This window comes from Bradyrhizobium sp. IC4059, from assembly GCF_020193615.1.
Lineage (GTDB): Bacteria > Pseudomonadota > Alphaproteobacteria > Rhizobiales > Xanthobacteraceae > Bradyrhizobium > Bradyrhizobium yuanmingense.
In genome coordinates this window covers 241988-264005 of record NZ_JADYVH010000006.1, presented here as the reverse complement: position 1 = coordinate 264005, position 22018 = coordinate 241988, and the positions used below count along the sequence as shown (strand labels likewise).

Sequence of the window (22018 nt, the reverse complement as noted above, 5' to 3'; positions counted from 1 at the left end):
ATTTCTCAGATCTCGGCGTACACCTCCAGCAGATTCCCGTCGGGATCGCGGAAGAACAGCGTGCGATGGCCGAAGGGCTGGTTGGTCGGCGGTGACAGCAGCGCCACGCCTTGCCGCACGAGTTCATCGGCGCACGCGTCGACCTCTGCAGCAGAGACCTTGAAGGCCAGCTGCAGCGAGGCGCTGCCCGCTGGCGTCGGTGCATCGCTGGCGGTGCGGCTCGGCCTTGCCAGCACCAACGTGTTGCTGCCGAGGCCGTACTCGATCCAGTTCGGCGACAGCTCGCGCGAGAGCGGGAACGCGAGGACGTCTTCGTAGAAGCAGCGCACGCCGCCATGTCGCGCACGAAGATGACGGTGTAGTCGATCGCGCGGATGGCGTTGAAGGGGGAGCTCCGGTTTGGGTCGGCCGTCTCTTCGTTTTTCATTTGGTCGCTCATCTCGGCTACGTTCTTACTCCACCAGCTCCGGCCACGGCACGATCGTCGACTTCACCGTCTTCATCGCCACCGCGTCCTTCACCGCCTGCGCGACGCCTGCTTCCGTGAAAGGGTAAATCGTCTGCATCTTCGCCCAAGGATATTTGTCGCGCGTGCGGTAGAGCATGTCGACGCCGAGCGGGAGGTCGTTGCCGGTGAAGCCCCACGACCCCAGCACGTTGAGGTCCTTGGTGCAGATGCGGTGCCAGGAGGTCTCGATCGAGCCGGCGTCGGTGAACTGGCCCATCTCGACATAGGTGCCGCCGTCGCGCAGCATCTCGATGCCTTCGGGGCCGGCTGAGGGGTGGCCCGAGCAGTCCATCACGAGATCGGCGCCGAAGCCGCCGACGATCTCGCGGACGCGCGCAATGCGATCCTGCGGTGATTTCAGCTCCTCGATGTTCACGGTCGCCTCGGCGCCGAACTCACGCGCCAGCTTGAGCCGCGGCTCCTCCGGCGCGCCGACGCAGATTACGCGCCCTGCTCCCATCTCCCTGGCGGCCGCGACCGCCAGAATGCCGATCGGGCCGGAGCCCTGGATCACCACGGTGTCGCCCCAGCTGAATCCGCCGGCGCGGGTCGCACGATTGAAGGCCCGAATGCAGGAGGTCAGCGGCTCCGACAGCGCACCCAGGCGCAACGACATGTCGTCCGGCAGCTTGTAGATCTTGGTGCCCGGCAGCATGTCGAGATCGACATAGACATATTCGGCCCAGCCGCCCCACAAATGCGGCGCCTTGTCGAAGCCGAGATAGCGGCCGTAATAGACCGGCGTCAGGCATTTGTTCGCGGTTTGCGGATAGTGGATGCAATAGTAGCAGCGGCCGCACGGCATCAAGGGCGGGATCATCACTTTCGATCCAACTTTGAGCGGCTTGCTCATGAAATCTTCGGTGAACTCGTCGCCGCATTCGACGATGACGCCGCCGAGCTCGTGTCCCAGCGTGAACGGCCAGGGCAGCGGCTTCGGCCAGTGCCCCTTGAGGATATGGAGATCGGTGCCGCAAACCCCGCAGGCGCCGACCTTGATCAGCGCAGCCTTGCGGCCGACCTTCGGCCACGGCACGGTGCGGATCACGGGCTCCGAGCCGGGACCTGCGTGGGTGCAGACGCGGATTTGTTGCATGGCTGTTTCCTCGCTGCCCGCTTGTTGTGTTTTGATCGTGCGGGCCTGCGATCAACCTATGACAGCCCTGCGACATTGGAAATACCAACGCGGCGCGTTGACACGCCGCAGTTGTGTGAGCAGGCTGCGTGTGCCGGAGCGATGCCTGCTTCGGACCTGCGCGGCTCCTCGCGCCGCGGTCAGCCGGGATCATCACATGGATTTGCGACCGGGTTCGGAACGAATTTTTGTCGCCTCTGACACCGATCCGGTAGACGGATATGTGCAATGGGCGCCGCAGAAGTCGCTGTGGCTCGCGGGCATGACGACGGCCGCCATCGCGCTCGCGCCGCTCTGCTTCTCCTGGTCGGCATTCGCACTCTTCCTCGCAGCGAGCGCCGTCACGCTCTGCGCAGGGCACTCCGTCGGCATGCACCGCAAGCTGATCCATGCGAGCTACGACTGCCCACTCTGGCTGGAACATCTCTTCGTCTATCTCGGCACGCTCGTCGGCATGGCCGGGCCGTTCGGCATGATCCGCCTGCACGATTTCCGCGACTGGGCGCAGCGCCAGCCCGCGTGCCATGAATATTCCCGCCACGGCGCCGGCTTCTGGCGCGATGCCTGGTGGCAATTGCATTGCCGGCTGGTGCTGCGCCATCCGCCAAGATTCCGGCTCGAGCCGCCGCTTGCCAGTGACCGGTTCTATGCCTTCATCGAACGCACATGGATGTTGCAGCAATTGCCCTGGGCCCTCCTCTTCTTTGCAATCGGCGGGCTGGACTGGCTGGTCTGGGGCATTTGCGTGCGCGTCAGCGTCTGCGTCACCGGCCACTGGCTGGTCGGCCACTTCTCCCACACAAGCGGCGATCAGATCTGGAGCGTCGATGGCGTCGCGGCCCAAGGCTACAATGTCCGCCTCGCCGCGCTGATCAGCATGGGCGAGAACTGGCACAACAACCATCACGCCTATCCGGGCTCGGCGAAGCTCGGACTTTTGCCGGGACAGGTCGATCCCGGCTGGTGGCTGATCCGATCACTCGAAGCGATCGGGTTGGTCTGGAATGTCAGGACGCCGCACAACCTGCCGGAGCGGCCCGGCTTGCGGCGATTGACCGAGGCGAAACGGGACGATGGGGTCGCCGATGCTGCGTGATGATCGCGATGGTGACGTCGATGCACTACAGGCGCCGTCATTGCGAGGAGCTGTTGCGACGAAGCAATCCAGAATCCCTCAACAGGGGCAGTCTGGATTGCGTCGCTGCCCCGGCTCGACGAGAGCGAGGCGGAGCTCACAAGGCTTGCATCTGAGATCACGGGCCTCGTGGCAAGCATGCATGGCTGCTGTTCCAGCACGCCCAATTGTCTTGAGCGCCGGCCGGCGAGCGTGTAACTCGCCACGAGTCTCACCTCAGGTCATCCCGTGAATCCCCTTCCCCAGAATCCCGTGGCCGCGTCCGGATCGTTCGCGGCGATGAGGTCCGTGCCCTACCGTCTCCAGTTCGCCTCTTACGTGCTGGCGATGATGGCCGACAATATCGAGCATGTGATCAGCTATTGGGTGGTGTTCCAGAAATTCCATTCGCCGACGCTGGGCGGGTTTGCCGTGCTGTCGCACTGGCTGCCGTTCCTGCTGTTCTCCGTCGCGGTCGGCGGCCTCGCCGACCGGTTTGATCCGCGCCGCATCATCCAGTGCGGCATGCTGCTGTTCATCGTCGCCTCCGCCGGTTGGGGCTTCTTCTTCCTGACCGATACGATCCAGATGTGGCACGCGATGCTGCTTCTGGTGATCCATGGCTGCGCCGGCGTGCTCTGGCAGACGCCGAACCAGCTCTTGCTCTACGACCTGGTCGGCCCGGCCGACCTGCCGAGCGCGGTGCGGCTGAACGCGATGGCGCGCTATCTCGGCATCCTGGTCGGACCTGCGGTGGGCGGGCTCATCATGCTGACGCTCGGTCCCTCGCACGGCATCATCTTCAACACGCTGTTCTATCTGCCGATGCTGCTCTGGCTGTTCTGGGCCCCGATCAGGGACAAGAGCGTGGCGGCGCGCCGCTTCGCGGTGCGCGGCCTCGCCGACATCGTGCTCACCATCCGCGCGATCGGCACCCAGCCCGTGCTGTCGGCGATGACGTGGCTCGCCGGCCTCACCTCCTTCATGATCGGCAACGCCTATCACGCCCAGATGCCGGGCTATGCCGGCGATCTCGGCCATGGCGATCCCGGCGTCTCCTACAGCGTGCTGCTCGCCGCGGACGCGGCCGGCGCATTGCTGGCCGGCATCGCGCTGGAATCCTGGGGACGGCTGAAGGGCACCCCGCGCACCGCGATCACGCTGGCGATGCTGTGGAGCGTGGCGCTGCTCGGCTTCGCGCTCGTGCCGGTCTATCCGGTCGCGATCGCGCTATTGTTCTTCGCGGGCTTCTTCGAGCTCTCCTTCAACACCATGGCGCAGGCGCTGGTGCAGCTGAACGCCCCGCACGACATCCGCGGCCGCGTCGTCGGCCTCTACAACATGGCCGGGCTCGGCATGCGCGCCTTCAGCGGCATCACGGTCGGGGTGGCAGGCGCGGCGATCGGCATCCACTGGTCGCTCGGCTTGTCGGCCGCCGTGCTGCTGGCGCTGCTGTGCCTGCTTTATGGGCGCGCCGCGAGGAAGCCGAGCCCCGCCTGAAGGTGTGGCTTTTCGAGCGCATCGTGTCTGTCCGTGTCCAGCGCGCCCGATCCTAACGCGGCATTAACCCTGTGCACCTTAGGGTCGCAAGGACTCCGCCCGGGCGGGGGTCGGGTGTTGGAAATGGCGTTGGCGAACAAAAAATTTCTTCCGGCCGCCGAGGAGCGCAGGCGCTTCCAGCGGGTGAAGGTGCACCTGCTCGGCCGCTACATGCTGCCGGACCGCCGGGAATTCCCCTGCCAGGTGATCAACATGTCGCCGGGCGGCCTCGCCTTGCTCGCCCCCGGCATCGGCAATGTCGGCGACCGCGTGGTCGCCTATCTCGACCATATCGGCCGCGTCGAGGGCAAGATCACCCGGATCATCGACAACGGCTTCGCCATGACCATCGGTGCGACGCCGCGCAAGCGCGACAAGCTCGCCGCGCAGCTGACCTGGCTCGCCAACCGCGACATCCTCAATCTGCCGGAGGACCGCCGCCACGACCGTATCGTGCCGCGCAACCCGATCGCGGTGCTGACGCTCGAGGACGGCACCAAGATGACCTGCCGCATCATCGACCTCTCGCTGTCGGGCGCGGCGATCGCTGCCGAGAACCGGCCACCGCTAAAATCGACGGTTCTGCTCGGCCGGGTCCAGGGCCGCGTGGTCCGAAACCTCGAGGACGGCTTCGCGCTGGAGTTCATGCACGAGCAGCCGGCGGAGACACTCGAAGAGAGCGTTACCGCGCGGTAAAGCGCAAGGACGCGAAAACCTCCATATTTCCAGGCTCGAAGGCGGCTTCCGCGATGCGGACGCCGCCTTTTTCATGTCCCGCGGCGAATGGCCAGCGGTTAACGGAGGGGCTGCAGATGAGCGCAAACAACGCTCCTCCCAGCGCTTCCGCGTTAATAGATAAAATTTGAATCAATTGCAGTCATATCCAATTTTACGCGAATTCTATTCAAGTATAGATCGAATTCGCCGCGCCTTTTACTTGCATTCGTCTCGACTTGACTTGGCCGACTTAGCGGCAACTCAAAAGCTCCGTGCGAAATGTGGTCCCAACAAGAAACGGGGGCCGCAATGTTTGACTTCAGGGGACGGGGGAAGGGACTGGCGCTGGCCGCCATGCTCTTCGGGATCAGCGCGGCAGCGCAGGCCGGCGAAGGCCGTCTGCTCTACGCGAGCCTCGGCGACACCACGCGTGCGCCGATCGGCTGGGTCGAGTTCTGCGCGGACAATACTACCCAGTGCCAGGGCGCACCGCTGCAGCCGCGCGACATCGTGATGTCGCAGGCCGCATGGCGCGACCTCGTCAAGGTCAATCGCTGGGTCAACGAGACCGTCAAGCCTCTGACCGACCAGGAGCACTGGGGCGTGATCGAGAAGTGGTCGCTGCCGTCAGACGGTTACGGCGACTGTGAAGACTACGTGCTGTTGAAGCGCAAGATGCTGATGGATGCCGGCTGGCCGCGCCAGGCCCTGCTCATCACCGTGGTGCGCGACAAGAAAGGCGAAGGCCACGCGGTGCTGACGGTGAAGACCGACAAGGGCGAGTTCATTCTCGACAATCAGAACGAGAACGTCCTCGCCTGGACGGAGACCGGCTACCGCTTCGTCAAGCGCCAGTCGCAGAGCGATCCCAACGTCTGGGTCTCGCTGGGCGATACCAAGCCGGCGGTCTCCACCGCCAGCGCGAAAGATCCGTAGGAACGAGACAACAGGTTACGCGACCCGGTCACATCCCCACCCCTCCCCGTCCCAGACCGGTTCGCGCGCGGCCAGCCATCCCCCAATGGCTGGCCGCAACTTTTTTGGGAAAGCGCGATCAGCTCTGCTGGCCCTGGCGCGACCAGGGCACGCGTGCGGCGGCAAAATCCCGCCAGCTATCCTGCAAGCCCTGCTGCACGCCGATCGATGCCCGCGCCTGCCAGCCGGCGATCGCGGCCGCCGCAATGGCGCTGTCGCGATCGTCAGCGCCGAGCCCGTCGAGCAACGAGGCCGTCACCGCCATGTCGTTGAAGACGCCGAGCTCCTCCTGCAAGCCGGCGAGCCGGCGCGCGAATTTTCGCGCGGACTTGCGATCCTCGTACAGCGGCAGCAGGAACTCGCTGAGATAGCGCAGCCGCTTGGTGGCGAGCCGCACGCGGTGCAGCTCGTCGACCGTCAGCGACTTGAAGCGGCGGCCGCGCTTGAGCACCTTCGCGTGCTGTTCCGATAGGACGCGCTGCGCGAAATTGAGGGCGGGCTCGGCGAGCCGGCCGAGTTCTTCGGGCGCGACGCCGTTGCGCCAGCCGCGCGTCTCGATCCAACCGCCGAGGCCGATCAGGAAGAGCGCGCAGCGGCGATCATCGAGCGCGTGGCGGGCGCTGCGATAGGCTTCCGCCTGACGCTGAGCCGCGGCCCGCCCAAGCGCATCGAAGCCCGCGACCGAAGGACAGGCTCTTGCGATCGCCGGCAAGGTGTCGAGCTGGAACACGTCCCAGTCGCGCGCGGCGGACAGGCCTTGCGCCAGCCATTTGGCCTCCGAACGCAGCGCCTCGAGATTGCTGAGCGCGCCGACCGAACGCATCAGGTCGAGCGCGGATCGCAGCCGGCGCAGCGAGACGCGCAGCTGATGCACGCCTTCCGGATTGCGGCCGTCCTCGGCCGCCGGCAGCGATTGCAGCAGGTGAAGGAAGCAGGTGCGCAAGATGGTCGCGAAGGCTTCGTCGAGCGTCACGGAGGGATCGAGACGAAGCTTGCGCGGCCGGCGAGCCGACGGCGGCAGGTCCGCGGCAAGATCGAAGCCGCGCGCCGACTTGCTGCGGATGGACGGCTTCACCGTTCCGTGCTCCGCAAGGCGCAGGGCGATCTCGTAGATCACGCTCGTGCTGCCGCTCTTCAGCTCCAGCTCGATCTCGCTGACAGGAACCGACCGGTCACCGGCCGTCAGCTCGCCCTGGTCGCAGGCGACCTCGACCGTGCCGGATGGCAGGTCTATGATGCGCGTGTGACGATGCACATCGGCCGTGAACACCGCTTCGAGCGGCTGCGCTTTGAGTCGCTCGCGAATCTTCTCGGGAATGAACGGCATCGCCAAAGCGAGATCGGGCGCAAGCGAAGGCACGCTTGCTTCCCATTCGCCGCGACGCAACGGATCGTCCGCAACCTCGGTCTTCACGGTTTGCACGAAACGCGTGCCGCTCTGGCGGACGCGCAAGCTCAGGCCGGCGCGACGAAGCGCCCGCTCGGGCGTGTCGTAGTAGACGGATTTGAGACGTTTGCGCGTGCCCTTGTTGCGTGCGTTCGCCGCGATGACGGGCGCTGCGCCGAAATGCGCCATGCGATCGGCACCAACGAGCAGCTTGAGCTCGATTTCGGCGGCGGGAGATGCGGGCTGGGTCGGGCTCGGCGCGGGCGTCACGTCCTGCGATGGCGTCTGCTCAATGGCAGCGCGCTCCTCGACCGTCGCGGGTTCCACGCTGACGTCCTCGCGTTGCCCCGGCAAGCCAGTGAGGAGCTGCGTTCTCTTGGTGTTCCCAACAGAAGGATTGGCTTCCGGCGCGCCCGGAGTCTTGCGAGCCGGCGCAGCATCTGACTTTAGCATTTGCGGTAACATGACAGTTCAATGACAGGCGACAGGGATATAGCCTGTACAGCCTGCGAGGAATAGTCACATCAGATCGGCGCGCATCATGATTCACATGTAGCTCGCCAGGTAAAAGCTGCAGCAGCCGGCCCAAGCCCCCTTAAAGCCTGACCACGACACGCCGAGAGATGCCGCTCATTCTGCCGCTTCAAGATTGGCCGGCTTTTCAGCCTCGCCGAGCGGGGAAACCGCCGGGCCGTTGAGCGCGGTGCCATCGGGTGCAAACTGCGATCCGTGACATGGGCAGTCCCAGCACTGTTCGAGTGAGTTCCAGTGCACGACGCAGCCCAAATGGGTGCAGCTCGCCGAATGCAAATGCAAATGTCCGCTTCGGTCCCGGCACGCCGCGATCTTCTTCAGGCCGCTTCGGAAGAGGCGCCCCTCGCCGGGCCGCAGTTGTTCAGCGCTCGCGATTTCACTTGCGGTGAGATACTCCGCGAAATTCTTGATAGGGGTGATGTTCTCGCTGATGAACTCGCCGATGTTCCTTTGAATCTTCCGCGACGGAGCGTAGACGTCCTCCCAGGCACTTGCGCCGCTGGTGATGAGATCCGCGATCAGCATGCCGGCCACGAGCCCGTTGGTGATCCCCTGCCCGGAATCGCCGCTGACAACGAATACATGCTCCTCGCCGGGGCTGCGGCCGATGAAGCCGGCGAAATCGACCGGCTCCAGCACCTGACCCGACCACCGATGGGTGACCTCGCGCAAATCCGGCAACCGCTCGCGCGCCCAGCGCTCAAGCGCGTCAAGGCGTTGTGCACCATCATTCGCCTCACCCGACTTGTGATCTTCGCCGCCGATGATCACGATGTCCTCGTCGGCAGATAACGGGTGGAGGCGGACATAATGATAAGGATCGAGCGTATCCCAATAGAGCGCATCCTCCATGGCGCCCGCGGCAATCTTCGCGGCGAGCGCATATGTGCGGTAAGGCGCCTGCTTGGTGTGGATCGCCACCTGAACATTGACGGGCGAGTTGGTCGCAACCACCACGTCGGCGGCGTGAACCTCGTAGCCTGAGGCGGTGGTGACGACCATGCTACCCTGGCGTTGCTGGATGCTCTCGACGCAGGTGTCGGCATAGAGCTGGGCGCCCCGGCGCTGCAGTGCGCTCGCCAGACCGGCGAGATATTTAGTCGGATGCAGGCGCGCCTGGCGCGGAAAGCGCAGCGAACGCGTCTGACCCCTGTCATGGAATGGTGTCGGATTAATGCAATTTTCGACAGGAATCTGCAGCTTGCGACAGCAGTCCAATTCACTATCCAGCTCGGATGCGGACGTTCCGGATGCCAGTACCCAATAGCCATCGACGCGCTTAAAACCGCAATCGATGTGCTCGGCGCCTTGGATGGCCTCGACGCGATCGATCGCGGCAGCGACGCTCTGATAGTAACGCCGCGCACAGTCAGGGCCGCGGACTCGCACAAACGCATCATAACCATCATCAAGCGCGGTCGCCAGATGCGCCGTGGTGCGCGCCGTCATCCCGCTGCCGATGCGGCCGCGATCGATCACTGCGACCGAACGTCCACGGCAAGCAAGTTCATATGCGACCGAAAGCCCGGCTATTCCGGAGCCGACCACGGCAACGTCCACGCCGACCGTACTCGACAGCACCGGAGCTTCGGCGACAGATACGTCCATCCAGAGGGACCACGTGTGCTCATCCCGTACATTCATGGCGCTACTCCTCGGAAGAGCAAACGATGCAGCAGAATGACGGTTCCTATGTGCGCTATCGAACGAAACGCCGATGAGATGGCCGCATTCATTAGGAACCTTCATCGTGCTCGCGCTTGAACCGGCATGAAAAGTCCATCACCGGGGATGCGCAGGGCGCTGCGCCAGGCGCGATTGTACGGGCACCTGCTCGTCCGCAACGACAGGCTGTATCACCCGGGCGGCAATCATCCGATCTGCTCGATACAGCTTGCACGAGAGATGGTCAGGTCAGGATGGATGACCAAGCACGACGGCGAATACGAGATCACGGCAGAGGGGCAGCTTGCCGCCGAAAGCGAACTCGGTCGCTGAGGAGCCGATGCGGCACCGTCCAAGTCCCGGCCGGGAGTCGGGCCTGTTGACTGATCCGGCGATTACATCATTGACTAGCGGCACGGTCCTCACAAAGAGCTGCCATGCCCTCGTTCCGTCCCGTTATCGCGTTGTCGAGAGGCCTCGAGGTCCTGCGCGTCATCAACCAGGAACGGCAATCGACCGTAGGCTCGCTGCATAAGGCGACGGGCCTCAACAAGGCAACAATCGTCCGCATGCTCGAAACGCTGGAGCATGAAGGATATGTGGTGCGACGCGCCGAGCCGCCCAGCTATGCCCCGACCGGACGGGCGCTCCTGCTCAGCGCCGGCTACGACGAACCCAATTGGATCGGCGGTATCGCCGAACCGATGCTCAACAAGTTTCGCCAACAGATTCAGTGGCCCTCGGACGTGGCCGTGCTCGACGAGGAATCCATGGTGATCGCGCATACGACCCGGATCGGCGGTTCGCTGCTCTTCTACCGTCCGCCGGGTTTTCGCTTTCCCGTGCTGGGCACCTCGATGGGGCGCGCCTATTTGGCATTTTGCGAGCCGGCCGAGCAGGAGCGCATCGCGGCGCGCCTTGCCCTCAGCCCGGAGCCCTGGAACGACCTCGCCCGCAATCCCGCCAAACTCACCAAGGTGCTGCGCGCGATCCGGAAAGCTGGATTCGCAGTGATGGACGAGAGCTACAGCCGCCGCATCTTCGGCGGCGCCGTCTGGGCGATCGGCGTTCCCGTCGCTGTTCCGAACCGCCTGTTCGCAAGCATGAACGTGATGATGCTGCGCGAGGCCGTCAGCACCGAGGAAGGTCTCAGGCGCTTCGTGCCTCAGATGAAGAAAGTCGCCTCCGCACTGGCCGAGACGCTCAGCGCCAGGCTTGCTGCGGCAGGCCCGTCCGCGGCCGCCAAGAGCTAGCCATTTCACACAATGAAATGTTGTTTGTATTTGACTCTGCTCGTGTGACATCTCTGCCCGGCGGCCAAAGGGCGCCCAAAGACGCAACAAAACCGGGGGGGCAAGTGAGGACATTCGTCGCAATGCTGGGCGCTGCAATTGCAGGCCTGGTGCTGGCCACGGCTGACGGGGCTGCGGCCGAAGCCTGGCCGACCAAAGCAATCAAGATCGTCGTGTCGACGCCCGCCGGCGGCATCACCGATGCGTTCGCCCGCGCCTATGGCGATTACATCTCTCAGAAGCTCGGACAGCCGGTCGTCGTTGAAAACAAGACGGGAGCGAGCGGCGCGCTGGCAGCCCAATCGGTCAAGGATTCGCCGGCGGACGGCCATACGCTGATGTACACGATCTCGTCCACGCTGCTCGGAAACCGGCTGCTGCTGAAGTCGCTCGCCTACGATCCGGACAAGGATTTCACGATCGTCGCGATGACGCCATCGGGTCATCTGCCGCTGGTCGTCCATTCCGCTACCGGTGCAAAGTCCATCGAAGATTTCGTCGCCTATGCGCGCCGCAACAAGGTCACGGCCGGGTCGTATGGGATCGGTTCGTTCGCGCACATCGCGATCGCCGAGCTCAATCGCCAATACGGCCTCGACATCTCCATCGTGCATTACCGCGGCGAAGCGCCGATGTGGCAGGACCTGGCGGCCGGCGTCATCCAGGCCGCGACCGGCAGCTACCAAGCCGCGCTTCCGGTCCTTGATACCGGCGTCGGCCGCGCGATCGCTGTTCCGTCACTGGTTCGCATGAAGAAGCTGCCGGACACCAAGACGTTCACCGAGCAGGGGGTCACCGGCAAGGTCTTCCAGCTGACCAGCTTCACGACCCTGGTGGCGCCCGCTGCGACGCCGCCCGACCGGATCGAGCTGCTCGCCAAGCTCATGGTCGAAGGCGGCAAGACCGAGCGTGTCCAGAAGCTGCTGGAGGCCTTCGGGGTCGATGCGCCGGCAATGGACCGCGCATCCTCGGTCGCCCTCTACGAAAAAGAAGGGCCGGTCTGGCTGGAGTCGATCAAGAATCTCGGATTGGAGCCACAATAGCGTCCGGACCCGCCGATCCCGTGCGCTGGCGACGCCCTTCTCACGCCCCCAGCACGTCCGCCAGCCGCAATTCGTCGGCGGCGGGATCCTTCAGGAACAGCTCCGCCTCGATCTCGTTCAGGTGCGACAGCATCAAGGCGCCGGCGCGCGCCTTGTCGCGCTTGCGGATCGCGGCGGCGATCCCGGCATGATGATCGGTGCCGCACGCGGGCGTGTCGTGACGGCGGTAGAGCAGGATGATGAGCGAGGAGCGCGCGATCAGCTCCTTCAGGAAGCCGAGATAGATGCTGTGGCCGCTCATCTCGGCGACGAGACGATGAAACTCGCCGGAGAGCCGCACCGAGGCGCGGGCATCGCCGCGCAACTCGGCCTCGCGTTCTTCCGTGAGATGGTGCTGCAGGCGATCGAGCCAGGCCGGCGAGACCGCGTCAATGGCGCGGTCCACGATGCTGGGCTCGATCAGGCGCCGCGCCTCGAACACCTCGCGGGCATCAGCCGGCGTCGGGCGCGCAACGAAAGCGCCGCGATTCTTCTCGATGTTGACGATGCCCTCATGCGCAAGCTGCTGCAGCGCTGAGCGCACCAGCGTCCGGCTCGCGCCGTAGATGTCGCCGATCTCGTCCTCCCCGAGCTTGGTGCCGGGCAGCAGGCGATGCTCGAGGATCGCGGCAGTCACACCCTCCCGGATACGGCTGACGCGATCGATCGCATCTGGCGCATCGGATTTCTGGCGGGTCTTGGCGGCCATGATTGTGAGGGCTCGATCGACGAACGTTCGGCCTGCAATGTTAGTCGACGAGCTGTATCCAATCACAGGCGAAACTTTATACAATCTTCGCCCGTTTTGTGTGCAGCTGGCTGCACGGGTGACGGCCCGACAAATTGGGACGGAATCGATCTAACGATCTGACTCCGCTGCACAGTTTTTGAAATTCGCATCGTCGCGGGCTGTTGGCACGGACCTTGCGGAGAGAGGCGGGACGCAACGCCCCTCCTCGGACACGCCATGGCCATTCCCGCCGCTCTCGAACTGGTCGCCGTCACCAAGCGCTACGACGCCACGCTGGCCGTTGACAACGTCAACCTGAAGATCCCGGCCGGCACCTATTGCTGCCTGCTCGGCCCCTCCGGCTGCGGCAAGACCTCGACGCTGCGCATGATCGCAGGTCACGAGGCGGTCAGCGAAGGCGACATCATCCTCGGCGCGCAGAACGTCACCGACCTCGAGCCCGCCAAGCGCGGCACCGCGATGATGTTCCAGTCCTACGCTCTGTTTCCGCACCTCTCCGTGCTCGACAACGTCGCCTTCGCCCTGAAGATGCGCGGCATCGACAAGCCGACGCGGCACAAGCGCGCCGGCGAATTGCTCGAGCTGGTCGCGATGAGCCAATATGCAGGCCGTCTTCCGGCGCAGCTCTCCGGCGGCCAGCAGCAGCGCGTCGCGCTCGCGCGCGCGCTGATCACCGAGCCGCAGATCCTCCTGCTCGACGAGCCGCTCTCGGCGCTCGATCCGTTCCTGCGCGTCAAGATGCGCGGCGAGCTGAAGCGGCTGCAGCGCGAGCTCGGCATCAGCTTCATCCAGGTTACCCACGGCCAGGAAGAGGCGATGGCCCTCGCCGACCACATCGTGGTGATGAACCACGGCAGGATCGAGCAGCAGGGCACGGCGCGCGACATCTTCCATCGTCCCCGCACCGAATTCGTGGCCCGATTCATCGGCGGCCACAACGTGCTCAGCGACGCCGGCAATCTCATCGCCGTTCGCGCCGATCAGCTCGGCATCGTGCCGTTCGTCGACGGCGCCTTCGGCGCGCCGGCGTTGCTGACCCAGACCGAGTACCAGGGCTCCTACATCGCCGTCTCGCTCACGCTCGACGACGGCACCGCCCTGTTCTCCCACGTTCCCGAGGCCGCCTTCGACGTGCATCCGTTCCGTCCGGGCGATCGCGTGCTGGCGACCTGGGATCCCGCCAAGGCGCAACGCCTGCAATAGCACCCTTCACCACGGAATGCGCAACACAGAGGAGTGAGCGAAATGACCGAGACGACCAGGAAGACCGGCGTCAGCCGCCGCACGCTATTGAAGGGCACCGCGGGTCTCGCCGGCCTCGCCGCCGGCTCCGGCGCGATCACCGGCTTTCCTTACGTGAAGTCGGCCGATGCGAAGGTGCTCCGCTATCTCGGCACGGCCGTGAACGAGGGCGACGACATCGCCAAGCAATGCCTGAAGGACACTGGTATCAAGATCGAATACATCACCGCAACCACGGACGACGTCACCAAGCGCGTGATGACCCAGCCGAATTCCTTCGACGTGCTTGATACCGAATATTTCTCCCTGAAGAAGCTGGTGCCGTCGGGCAACATCCTTGCGCTCGACGCCAAGAAGATCAAGGAGTTCGGCAACATCACGCCCGTCTTCACCAAGGGCGAGACGCCCGGCGGCAAGAAGATCGGCGGCCAGGGCACCGCGCCCTGGAAGGTGCTCTATCTCGAAGGCAAGGACTCCAAGAAGTTCGCGACGTCGGCGACCGAATTCGTCACGCTGATCCCGACCGTCTACAACGCCGACACGCTCGGCATCCGCCCCGACCTGATCAAGCGCCCGATCAGCACCTGGGCCGAGCTGCTCAACCCCGAGTTCAAGGGCAAGGCCTCGATCCTCAACATCCCCTCGATCGGCATCATGGATGCCGCCATGGTCGTGGAAGCCTCCGGCAAGTACAAATATGCCGACAAGGGCAACATGACCAAGGAAGAGATCGATCTCACCATGAAGGTGATGACCGAGGCCAAGAAGGCCGGCCAGTTCCGCGCCTTCTGGAAGGACTTCAACGAGAGCGTCAACCTGATGGCCTCGGGCGAGACCGTGATTCAGTCGATGTGGTCACCGGCGGTTACCAAGGTGCGCTCGATGGGCATCCCCTGCACCTTCCAGCCGCTGAAGGAAGGCTACCGGTCCTGGGCTTCCGGCTTCTGCGTGTCGAAGGGCGTCTCGGGTGCCAAGCTCGAATGGGCCTATGAATTCGTGAACTGGTTCCTGTCGGGCTTTGCCGGCGCCTATCTCAACCGCCAGGGCTATTACTCCGCCGTGCTCTCCACTGCGAAGGCGCACATGGAGCCCTACGAATGGGCCTACTGGATGGAAGGCAAACCGGCCGAGATGGACATCAAGGCGCCGGACGGCTCGCTGCTGGAAAAGGCCGGCGCGGTGCGTGACGGCGGCTCCTACGAGGATCGCATGGGCGGGGTCGCGTGCTGGAACGCCGTGATGGACGAGAACGACTACATGGTCCGCAAGTGGAACGAGTTCATCGCGGCGTAACGGACATGTCGGAAGAGGTCCTGCAACAGGCAGCCCCGGGCTTGATCCCGGGGTCGGGCACAGCGCGCGCCGCAAAGCCGACGCGCCTGTCGCCGTCCTTCATCTCCTGGCTCCAGGCCGGGCCGATGATGCTGGTGTTTCTCGCGTTCTTCCTCATTCCGCTCGTCTTCGTCGTCATCGTCTCGTTCTGGGACTATAACGAATACCAGCTGCTGCCGGCTTTCTCCGGCCGCGGCTACACCGACACGTTCGAAGGCTGCATCGCGCAGCTCCCTGAGCTCTGCACCATCGCCAAGACCTATCTGAAGACGCTGAAGCTCTGCTTCCTGGTCTGGGCCATCACCCTCTTCGTCGGCTTCTGGGTCGCCTACTTCCTCGCCTTCCACGTCAAGTCCAAGACCTGGCAGATGGGCTTGTCGCTGCTGTGCACGATCCCGTTCTGGACCTCCAACGTGATCCGCATGATCGCCTGGATCCCGCTGCTCGGCCGCAACGGCCTGGTGAACACCGGCCTGATGAAGACGGGCCTGATCAACCATCCCGTGGAATGGCTGCTGTTCTCCGAATTCTCCGTGGTGCTGGCACTGGTGCACCTCTTCACCTTCTTCATGGTGGTGCCGATCTTCAACTCGATGGTGCGCATCGACAAGTCGCTGATCGAGGCCGCCTATGATGCCGGCGCCAGCGGTTTCCAGACCCTCGTCAACGTCATCATTCCGCTGGCCAAGCCCGGCATCGTGATCGGCTCGATCTTCGTCATCACCATCGTGATGGGCGACTTCATCACCATCGGCGTGATGGGCGGCCAGCAGATCGCCGCCGCCGGCAAGATCATCGAGACGCGGGTCAACGCGCTGCAATTCCCCGCCGCCGCAGCCAATGCCGTGATCCTGCTCGCGATCACCTTCCTGATCATCACCATGATGTCGCGCATCGTCGACATCAAGAAGGAGCTCTAGAGCATGAAGGAAGGACGCCCGCGCTCGTTCTACGTGCTCGCGATCTTCTTCGCGGCCTATGTGCTGTTTCTCTATGGGCCGATGATCGCGATCTACGTGCTGTCGTTCCAGGGGCCGCAGGGCGGCCTCACCTTCCCGATGAACGGCGTATCGACCTTCTGGATCGCAAAATTGTTCCAGGGCACCGGCATCGTCGATCTCGGTGCCGCCTTCCGCCGCTCGCTGCTGCTCGGCATCGTCGTGATGATCGTCACCGTCGTGCTGTCGGTCGCCGCCGGCATGGCGTTCCGGCGCAAGTTCAAGGCGCAGAGCATCCTGTTCTACTCGGCGATCGCCAGCCTCATCGTGCCCTCGATCATCACCTCGCTCGGCATCTCGCTCGAGTTCCGCATCATCGACGACCTGATCAAGGCGCATTGGAACGAGAATTTCGAGACCTCGATGGGCCTGCTGACGTCCGGGCTCGGCGCGCACCTGACCTGGACGCTGCCGTTCGGGCTGCTCATCATGTTCGCGATCTTCAACCGCTTCGATCCGCGGCTGGAAGAGGCCGCGCGCGATCTCGGCGCGACACCGTGGCAGACCTTTCGTCATGTCGTGCTGCCGATCATCCTGCCCTCGGTGATCGGCATCGGCCTGTTCGGCTTCACGCTGTCCTGGGACGAGCTCGCACGCTCCAGCCAGGCGATCGGCGCCGTGAACACGTTGCCGCTGGATCTTCAAGGCCTCACCACCACCGTGACCAACCCCGACATCTACGCGCTCGGCACCGTGATCTCGGCGGTCTCGTTCACTGTCATCACGCTTGCGCTCGGCACCATTCACGTGCTCAACAAGCGGCAGGCGGCCAAGGGCTCGGACGCCGGCAAGGGACTCGTCTGAGATAAGGACTCGTCTGTTCTGATGCGGCTTCACGTCGTCAATCCCAACACAACCGCGTCGATGACGGCGAAGATCGCCGCTGCCGCGCGCAGCGTTGCCCTCGCGGGCACCGTGATCGATGCGCGTCAGCCGGCGATGGGCCCGGTCTCGATCGAGGGGTTTTACGACGAAGCTTTCGCGGTGCCCGGCATGCTCGGCTGCATCCGCGAGGCCGATCGCGACGGCGCGGACGCACACATCATCGCCTGCTTCGACGACACCGGCCTGGATGCCGCGCGTGCCGCCGCCAAGGCGCCGGTGATCGGCATCGGCGAGGCCGGCTTCCACCTCGCGAGCCTGATCGCGGCGCGCTTTGCCGTGGTGACCACGCTCGGCGTCTCCATCGTGCCGCTCGAGCACAATCTGCGCAAGTACGGCCTGGCCGAACGCTGTGCCCGCGTCCGTGCCGCCGAGGTCCCCGTGCTGGCGCTCGAAGAGCGCAACATTGATGCGCTCGGCAAGATCTCGGCGGAGATCACCGCCGCCATCCGTGACGACCGGGCAGAAGCGATCGTGCTCGGCTGCGCCGGCATGGCCGATCTCGCAGGCGAGCTCGCCGCGACGCACGGCCTTCCCGTGGTCGACGGCGTCGCGGCCGCGGTGACGCTGGCGGAATCACTGGTGCGACTTGGACTGAGGACCTCCCGGCTCGGGCCCTATGCGGCACCGCGCGCAAAGAGCTATTCCGGGCCGTTCTCGCAATTTCAGCCTTGATCCCTGCCCCCTGTGCGGCGCTCCCGGGCTGCAAGAGCCGCTGATCACTGGTTTTTTGCCGCTCAGCCTCTTTTTGGTCCCATTCCTTGCCGAAACGTAAGGCTTTCGGGACGCCCCGGTGACCCCTCTGGGTTGCCGGTCTTCGCCACTCACCAAGTTTCAATTTGGGTTTTGTCAGCGATGATCGATCTCGCCCAGGACAGGCCGTCCAACACCCTCCTTCGCCTTGGCGCCCAGCCGATCGCGCTGACTGCTGCAGCCCTCCTGCTGCTGATCGCGGGCGTGACGTCGATCGCAATCTTGCGGGCCTATACCGGTGCCGCCCCCGAGAGCGACCGGGTGGTGGCCTCGCGGCAGCTTCAGGCCCGCACCGCCCAGGCCTCCGAGCAGCTGGTCGAGAAGACGAAGGGGCTGGAGGCGACCCAGCAGGAATCGATCGACCAGCTCCAGGTGGTGCAGGACCAGCTTCAGACGATGAAGCGGCTGCTGGCGGCGCAACAGGCCGACACCAAGCGCCTGTCGGAGCAGGTTACGGCCTTGAACGAATCCATCGACGGCTTGCGGCAGTCCTTTGCCAGCGCACGGGCGACTGAGGTCGAGACTCCATCGGTTACCCGCAGGAAACCGGCGCGGCACCGCCACGCCAGCGCACGCAAGCGCTCGGGCGGCTGAGCCGGGCACGGTGCGGGAACTTTATTTTCGCCACTTGTGAACTGGATCACATTCGCCGGTATGATTCCGCGCGATGCTCGCCGTTACCGGATGGCGTGAGCCGATTTCAATATCCGGGGCTGGCAAGGTCGTTGACGGTATACTGCGTCAACGACCTTGTTTTTTAACAGCTATTTCGCCTCACTCGCAGACGTCGACTTGGCGGTAGCGCCATCCCGACGGGGTCATGACGCGCTTGCGCACGACGTAGCAGCCGCCATAACCGTCGTTGTAGCCGACGCCATAATAGGTGGGGCCGCCGTAATAGGGGTAGCCGTAGCCGTAATAACCGCCGTAGTAGCCGGCGCCGGCGAGACCCACCCCGATCCCGATCCCTGGCCAGAAGCCGCCGCCATGCCAATGACGGTGCCCCCAGCCATGGAAGCCGCCACCATGGAAGCCACCGCCGTGAAAGCCTCCACCACGTCCGAAACCGCCGCCCGCCTCGGCCTTTTGTGGCGCCGACAGCCCGACCGCCGCCACGGCCAGCGCCGTCATCATCATCCTGCGTAACATCACTCGATCCTCCGCGTGGAGGTTGCTCCACGCTTCAAAGCAGGACCAAGCTACCGTCAGTCGGTCATTCGTGACAGCCACACTGTCTCACTTCCGCGCGAGCATCGGCAGCCCGCGGCAGATGCGAGCTGCCGCCGGCCGCTATGCCGCCGCTGCCGGCCGTTCCGTCCGATCCTCGACCATGGTCACGAACATGTGGGACTCCTCACCGGCGCCCCCCACCTGGATGCGGCGGGCGCAGATGACGCGGCGCCCGCGGACGGGATTGTCGATGGTATCGATGATCGGCTCGAGCTGCTGCCGCTGTGCGAGCAACTGCTGGTCGCGCCGCTCGATCAATTCGGCAGCCTCCACGGAGAACAATTCCCGCGCCGTCTTGCCGATGATCTCGCCGCGCGACATGCCGATCATCTTCTCGGCGGCCTTGTTGACGAAGACGTAGCGCAGATTGCGCGCGTCCTTGGCGATGATGCCCTCGGCCACGTTCTCGATGATAGTGGCGAGAAAGCGCTCCATCCGTTGGAGAATGCGTTCGCGGTGGCGCTGTTCGGTGACGTCCTCCTGCACCGACACCCAGCCGCCGCCGTCCATCGGGCGCTCGTAGATCTTGATGATGCGGCCGTCGTTCAGCGCGATCTCGTACGACGTCGGCTGGCGTTTGGCGATGCGGTCGAGCACCGCCGCGACGTATTTCGTGACGTCGCCGCTGAACAATCCGCTCTCGACCCTGTGCTGGAGGATCTCCTCGAGACTTGACCCGGTCTGGATCGTCTCAGGCAGATTGTAGATCCTGCGGTAATTGGCGTTCATCGCGACCACATTGGCCTTGCCGTCGAGCATGATCAGCCCCTGCGGCATGTTGTTGATCGCTGCCGAAAGCTGCCACTTCTTGGCCTGGTACTTGTTGTTGAACTTGTCGCGCTCGGTCATCGCCGCGTCGCGCGCCTGCGCAGTGCCGAGCTCGAGCTCCTCGAGCTCGAAGATGCGCGCCACCGCGTCACGGAAATTCTGCACCGCGCGCGCAAGGCGCCCGATCTCGTCGTGACGGCGCAGATGCGGCACCTCGCTCTTGACGTCGCCCTGCGCGATCCGGTCGGTCGCCTGCGTGATATCGGCGAGCGCGCCGACCACCGAGTTCCGCATGACGACGACGTTCAACGCCGCGAGCATCAGCGCCACGAGCCCCAGCGCGAACAGATAGGCGGCTGCGTAGCGGTGGCTGTCGGCGAGTTCGTCCGCCTCGCGGGCGCGCTGTTCGTAGATGCGCTCGAGCGCTTCGAGATCGCTGTTGAGCTTGCTGCGCAGGGTGCGATTGGCGTCGTTGTCGCCCCACTCGCGGGCCGCGGCCGGGCTGATCTCGACGCCGCGGCGCACCAGCTCCTGGCGGAAGTCGATGAATTGCTGGATGCGCTGGCGGAAGGAAGAGAACAGCTCGGCGTCGTCGTCGCCCACCGTGCGCTCCATGCTATTCACGGCCTCGGCGAGCTCGCGGTTGCGCCGCACCAGCCCGTCCGCGAACTGCTTCATCGCGGCACGATCGGCGGACATGTAGATGCCGCGCGATTCCATCACGACGGCGTAGATCAGGGCGTTGATGCGCCCGACGCCGACCGCCGCGTCGGCGGAGGTGGCATGCAGGTGGCGATACGTCGTCTGCAGGCGCACTGACTGGACCGACATCACCAGCAGGAAAGTGGTGACGATCGCGAGAAAGGCGGCGATGCTGTAGACCTTCTCCGCAACGGTCAGCGTGTCGGCGCCGCGCACGAAACGGACCAATTTCTTCAAGAATTTGGTTCCGGCACCGAGGCCGGATTCCAGCGCCGCAGCTCCCATGGCGCCGCTCCTCCTGGTTGAAAACGCTGGATGATAAGCGTGATCGCGCTAGCAGAGGATTAAAGCACCAACCTGTATTCTTACGGTATCGAGCCGTGGCCCGGCTGGGGCGAAGCCCGGCCGGGCGGGCCGGTCAGCCGATCCGCTTCAGGCCCTGCTTGAAGCGCGGACCGTTGGCCACGTAGAACCGGGCCGCGCTCCCCATCTTCTGCACCTGAGCGTCGTCGAGCGTGCGAATCACGCGGGCCGGCGAGCCGATGATCAGCGAGCGTTCGGGGAACTCCTTGCCCTCGGTGATGACGGAGCCGGCGCCGACGATGCTGTTGCGGCCGATCTTTGCCCCGTTCATCACGATCGAGCCCATGCCGATCAGCGCGCCCTCCTCGATGGTGCAGCCGTGCAGGATGACGTTGTGGCCGACCGTGCAATTCTTGCCGATGACAAGCGGAAAGCCGAGATCGGTGTGGCAGGTCGAGCCGTCCTGCACATTGGCGCCCTCGCCGACCTCGATCCACTCATTGTCGCCGCGCAGCACCGCGCCGAACCAGACGCTCGCGCCCGGCTTCAAGCGCACCCGGCCGATCACGGTCGCGGTCTCGGCGATGAAATAATTGCCGTCGGCGGGAAGGTCGGGCGCCTGCCCGTCGAGCTCGTAGATGGCCATTGGCTGTCTCCTGTCGCGTTGACGATTGGCATAGCCAAACGGCAGCCGCGACGCAAAGGGCCGGCCGCGCTCGAGGCACTTCGGATCAGACCAGAAGGCCGGCGGCGCGCAGCGTCATCAGGAAGAAGGTGCCGCTCATCATGCTCCAAAAGGCAGCGATGACGGTCGCCATCATCACGAATTCCATGCGGCGGCTTTCCACCCGCACGCCGCGCAGCGTGTTGCGCATGATGATGAAGGGCGCGGCGAACACCAGGAAGGGAACTGCCGCGAAGGTTTTCGGGGCCACGCCGTCCTGCAGCAGGCCGAAGCCGGCGGGCCGCTGCGCCAGCGCCTGGTATCCGTTCACGAGCGCGCCCGCGAGCGCGAAACCGATGCCGATCGAGAAGAAGGTGTTGAGAGCTTCAGGTGTCATCGGAAGTGCTCCGCCCTTACACAACGCGCGTGCCTTCCTGTGACAAAC

At 64.6% G+C, this 22018-nt stretch carries 21 protein-coding genes and 1 pseudogene; 13 read left to right on the top strand and 9 right to left on the bottom strand.

The annotated features are described in order from the left end of the window. Positions 1 to 5: 5 nt before the first annotated feature. Positions 6 to 439: pseudogene (locus I6F12_RS20520) on the bottom strand (VOC family protein). A gap of 13 nt (positions 440 to 452) precedes the next feature. Continuing rightward, positions 453 to 1604, bottom strand: a complete 1152-nt coding sequence (locus tag I6F12_RS20515) for a zinc-binding dehydrogenase (RefSeq protein ID WP_225157109.1) — start codon at positions 1602 to 1604, stop codon at positions 453 to 455. Positions 1605 to 1800: 196 nt separating this feature from the next. Between I6F12_RS20515 and I6F12_RS20510 the strand changes: the two genes are divergently transcribed. From I6F12_RS20510 to I6F12_RS20495, 4 genes are all read left to right on the top strand, one after another. Then, complete coding sequence (locus I6F12_RS20510) at positions 1801 to 2739, top strand: acyl-CoA desaturase (protein ID WP_225132654.1); 939 nt, start codon at positions 1801 to 1803, stop codon at positions 2737 to 2739. 267 nt (positions 2740 to 3006) lie between these two features. Next, on the top strand, positions 3007 to 4257 hold the full coding sequence (locus tag I6F12_RS20505; protein WP_345944171.1) for an MFS transporter: 1251 nt from the start codon (positions 3007 to 3009) through the stop codon (positions 4255 to 4257). Between the two features lie 123 nt (positions 4258 to 4380). Continuing rightward, positions 4381 to 4992 (top strand): PilZ domain-containing protein, encoded by a 612-nt coding sequence (locus I6F12_RS20500; RefSeq protein ID WP_026312634.1) that lies wholly within the window; start codon positions 4381 to 4383, stop codon positions 4990 to 4992. A 330-nt stretch (positions 4993 to 5322) separates the two neighbouring features. Continuing rightward, positions 5323 to 5949, top strand: a complete 627-nt coding sequence (locus I6F12_RS20495) for a transglutaminase-like cysteine peptidase (RefSeq protein ID WP_225157108.1) — start codon at positions 5323 to 5325, stop codon at positions 5947 to 5949. A gap of 118 nt (positions 5950 to 6067) precedes the next feature. On the opposite strand, the gene I6F12_RS20490 is transcribed toward I6F12_RS20495, so the two are convergent. Further along, positions 6068 to 7828, bottom strand: coding sequence for a CYTH and CHAD domain-containing protein (locus tag I6F12_RS20490; RefSeq protein WP_225157107.1), 1761 nt, complete (start codon positions 7826 to 7828; stop codon positions 6068 to 6070). 177 nt (positions 7829 to 8005) lie between these two features. Next, on the bottom strand, positions 8006 to 9553 hold the full coding sequence (locus tag I6F12_RS20485; protein ID WP_225157106.1) for an FAD-dependent oxidoreductase: 1548 nt from the start codon (positions 9551 to 9553) through the stop codon (positions 8006 to 8008). A 126-nt stretch (positions 9554 to 9679) separates the two neighbouring features. On the opposite strand from I6F12_RS20485, the gene I6F12_RS20480 reads away from it, so the two are divergent. From I6F12_RS20480 to I6F12_RS20470, 3 genes are all read left to right on the top strand, one after another. Continuing rightward, positions 9680 to 9907 carry a hypothetical protein gene (locus I6F12_RS20480; protein WP_036044010.1) on the top strand — a complete coding sequence of 76 codons (228 nt, stop codon included), beginning with the start codon at positions 9680 to 9682 and terminating at the stop codon, positions 9905 to 9907. 104 nt (positions 9908 to 10011) lie between these two features. Next, positions 10012 to 10827: a helix-turn-helix domain-containing protein gene (locus tag I6F12_RS20475; RefSeq protein ID WP_036015272.1), complete on the top strand. Its 816-nt coding sequence runs from the start codon at positions 10012 to 10014 to the stop codon at positions 10825 to 10827. A gap of 122 nt (positions 10828 to 10949) precedes the next feature. Then, positions 10950 to 11909: a tripartite tricarboxylate transporter substrate binding protein gene (locus I6F12_RS20470; RefSeq protein ID WP_085974787.1), complete on the top strand. Its 960-nt coding sequence runs from the start codon at positions 10950 to 10952 to the stop codon at positions 11907 to 11909. A 40-nt stretch (positions 11910 to 11949) separates the two neighbouring features. Here I6F12_RS20470 and I6F12_RS20465 read toward each other — a convergent pair whose 3' ends face one another. Further along, positions 11950 to 12657, bottom strand: coding sequence for a GntR family transcriptional regulator (locus I6F12_RS20465; RefSeq protein WP_036015275.1), 708 nt, complete (start codon positions 12655 to 12657; stop codon positions 11950 to 11952). Positions 12658 to 12915: 258 nt separating this feature from the next. Here I6F12_RS20465 and I6F12_RS20460 point away from each other — a divergent pair, with 258 nt between their 5' ends. The 6 genes from I6F12_RS20460 (at position 12916) to I6F12_RS20435 (ending at position 18500) form a co-directional block, all read left to right on the top strand. Continuing rightward, entirely contained in the window at positions 12916 to 13902 is a 987-nt protein-coding gene (locus I6F12_RS20460; RefSeq protein WP_036015276.1) for an ABC transporter ATP-binding protein, read from the top strand. A 42-nt stretch (positions 13903 to 13944) separates the two neighbouring features. Continuing rightward, positions 13945 to 15234, top strand: coding sequence for a PotD/PotF family extracellular solute-binding protein (locus tag I6F12_RS20455; protein WP_225157105.1), 1290 nt, complete (start codon positions 13945 to 13947; stop codon positions 15232 to 15234). 5 nt (positions 15235 to 15239) lie between these two features. After that, the gene (locus I6F12_RS20450; protein ID WP_036015279.1) at positions 15240 to 16193 is read left to right on the top strand and encodes an ABC transporter permease; all 954 of its coding nucleotides are present in this window, start codon (positions 15240 to 15242) and stop codon (positions 16191 to 16193) included. Positions 16194 to 16196: 3 nt separating this feature from the next. Next, the gene (locus I6F12_RS20445) at positions 16197 to 17075 is read left to right on the top strand and encodes an ABC transporter permease (protein WP_025037151.1); all 879 of its coding nucleotides are present in this window, start codon (positions 16197 to 16199) and stop codon (positions 17073 to 17075) included. A gap of 21 nt (positions 17076 to 17096) precedes the next feature. Next, complete coding sequence (locus I6F12_RS20440) at positions 17097 to 17828, top strand: aspartate/glutamate racemase family protein (protein WP_225157104.1); 732 nt, start codon at positions 17097 to 17099, stop codon at positions 17826 to 17828. 180 nt (positions 17829 to 18008) lie between these two features. Then, positions 18009 to 18500 (top strand): hypothetical protein, encoded by a 492-nt coding sequence (locus tag I6F12_RS20435; RefSeq protein ID WP_225157103.1) that lies wholly within the window; start codon positions 18009 to 18011, stop codon positions 18498 to 18500. Between the two features lie 180 nt (positions 18501 to 18680). Here I6F12_RS20435 and I6F12_RS20430 read toward each other — a convergent pair whose 3' ends face one another. The 4 genes from I6F12_RS20430 to I6F12_RS20415 all read right to left on the bottom strand — a co-directional run bounded on the left by I6F12_RS20430 (position 18681) and on the right by I6F12_RS20415 (position 21970). Next, the gene (locus I6F12_RS20430) at positions 18681 to 19055 is read right to left on the bottom strand and encodes a hypothetical protein (protein WP_225147515.1); all 375 of its coding nucleotides are present in this window, start codon (positions 19053 to 19055) and stop codon (positions 18681 to 18683) included. A 141-nt stretch (positions 19056 to 19196) separates the two neighbouring features. Next, complete coding sequence (locus tag I6F12_RS20425; RefSeq protein ID WP_225157102.1) at positions 19197 to 20891, bottom strand: PAS-domain containing protein; 1695 nt, start codon at positions 20889 to 20891, stop codon at positions 19197 to 19199. A 133-nt stretch (positions 20892 to 21024) separates the two neighbouring features. Continuing rightward, entirely contained in the window at positions 21025 to 21555 is a 531-nt protein-coding gene (locus I6F12_RS20420; protein ID WP_225157101.1) for a gamma carbonic anhydrase family protein, read from the bottom strand. 85 nt (positions 21556 to 21640) lie between these two features. After that, positions 21641 to 21970, bottom strand: coding sequence for a hypothetical protein (locus I6F12_RS20415; RefSeq protein WP_036015295.1), 330 nt, complete (start codon positions 21968 to 21970; stop codon positions 21641 to 21643). Positions 21971 to 22018 lie beyond the last annotated feature (48 nt).

What these genes read in the sequence shown, in the direction of transcription:
- I6F12_RS20515 (WP_225157109.1), bottom strand. Translation starts at nt 1,604, where the DNA reads ATGCAACAAATCCGCGTCTGCACCCACGCAGGTCCCGGCTCGGAGCCC.
- I6F12_RS20510 (WP_225132654.1), top strand. Translation starts at nt 1,801, where the DNA reads ATGGATTTGCGACCGGGTTCGGAACGAATTTTTGTCGCCTCTGACACC.
- I6F12_RS20500 (WP_026312634.1), top strand. Translation starts at nt 4,381, where the DNA reads ATGGCGTTGGCGAACAAAAAATTTCTTCCGGCCGCCGAGGAGCGCAGG.
- I6F12_RS20495 (WP_225157108.1), top strand. Translation starts at nt 5,323, where the DNA reads ATGTTTGACTTCAGGGGACGGGGGAAGGGACTGGCGCTGGCCGCCATG.
- I6F12_RS20490 (WP_225157107.1), bottom strand. Translation starts at nt 7,828, where the DNA reads ATGCTAAAGTCAGATGCTGCGCCGGCTCGCAAGACTCCGGGCGCGCCG.
- I6F12_RS20485 (WP_225157106.1), bottom strand. Translation starts at nt 9,553, where the DNA reads ATGAATGTACGGGATGAGCACACGTGGTCCCTCTGGATGGACGTATCT.
- I6F12_RS20480 (WP_036044010.1), top strand. Translation starts at nt 9,680, where the DNA reads ATGAAAAGTCCATCACCGGGGATGCGCAGGGCGCTGCGCCAGGCGCGA.
- I6F12_RS20475 (WP_036015272.1), top strand. Translation starts at nt 10,012, where the DNA reads ATGCCCTCGTTCCGTCCCGTTATCGCGTTGTCGAGAGGCCTCGAGGTC.
- I6F12_RS20470 (WP_085974787.1), top strand. Translation starts at nt 10,950, where the DNA reads ATGCTGGGCGCTGCAATTGCAGGCCTGGTGCTGGCCACGGCTGACGGG.
- I6F12_RS20465 (WP_036015275.1), bottom strand. Translation starts at nt 12,657, where the DNA reads ATGGCCGCCAAGACCCGCCAGAAATCCGATGCGCCAGATGCGATCGAT.
- I6F12_RS20460 (WP_036015276.1), top strand. Translation starts at nt 12,916, where the DNA reads ATGGCCATTCCCGCCGCTCTCGAACTGGTCGCCGTCACCAAGCGCTAC.
- I6F12_RS20455 (WP_225157105.1), top strand. Translation starts at nt 13,945, where the DNA reads ATGACCGAGACGACCAGGAAGACCGGCGTCAGCCGCCGCACGCTATTG.
- I6F12_RS20450 (WP_036015279.1), top strand. Translation starts at nt 15,240, where the DNA reads ATGTCGGAAGAGGTCCTGCAACAGGCAGCCCCGGGCTTGATCCCGGGG.
- I6F12_RS20445 (WP_025037151.1), top strand. Translation starts at nt 16,197, where the DNA reads ATGAAGGAAGGACGCCCGCGCTCGTTCTACGTGCTCGCGATCTTCTTC.
- I6F12_RS20440 (WP_225157104.1), top strand. Translation starts at nt 17,097, where the DNA reads ATGCGGCTTCACGTCGTCAATCCCAACACAACCGCGTCGATGACGGCG.
- I6F12_RS20435 (WP_225157103.1), top strand. Translation starts at nt 18,009, where the DNA reads ATGATCGATCTCGCCCAGGACAGGCCGTCCAACACCCTCCTTCGCCTT.
- I6F12_RS20430 (WP_225147515.1), bottom strand. Translation starts at nt 19,055, where the DNA reads ATGTTACGCAGGATGATGATGACGGCGCTGGCCGTGGCGGCGGTCGGG.
- I6F12_RS20425 (WP_225157102.1), bottom strand. Translation starts at nt 20,891, where the DNA reads ATGGGAGCTGCGGCGCTGGAATCCGGCCTCGGTGCCGGAACCAAATTC.
- I6F12_RS20420 (WP_225157101.1), bottom strand. Translation starts at nt 21,555, where the DNA reads ATGGCCATCTACGAGCTCGACGGGCAGGCGCCCGACCTTCCCGCCGAC.
- I6F12_RS20415 (WP_036015295.1), bottom strand. Translation starts at nt 21,970, where the DNA reads ATGACACCTGAAGCTCTCAACACCTTCTTCTCGATCGGCATCGGTTTC.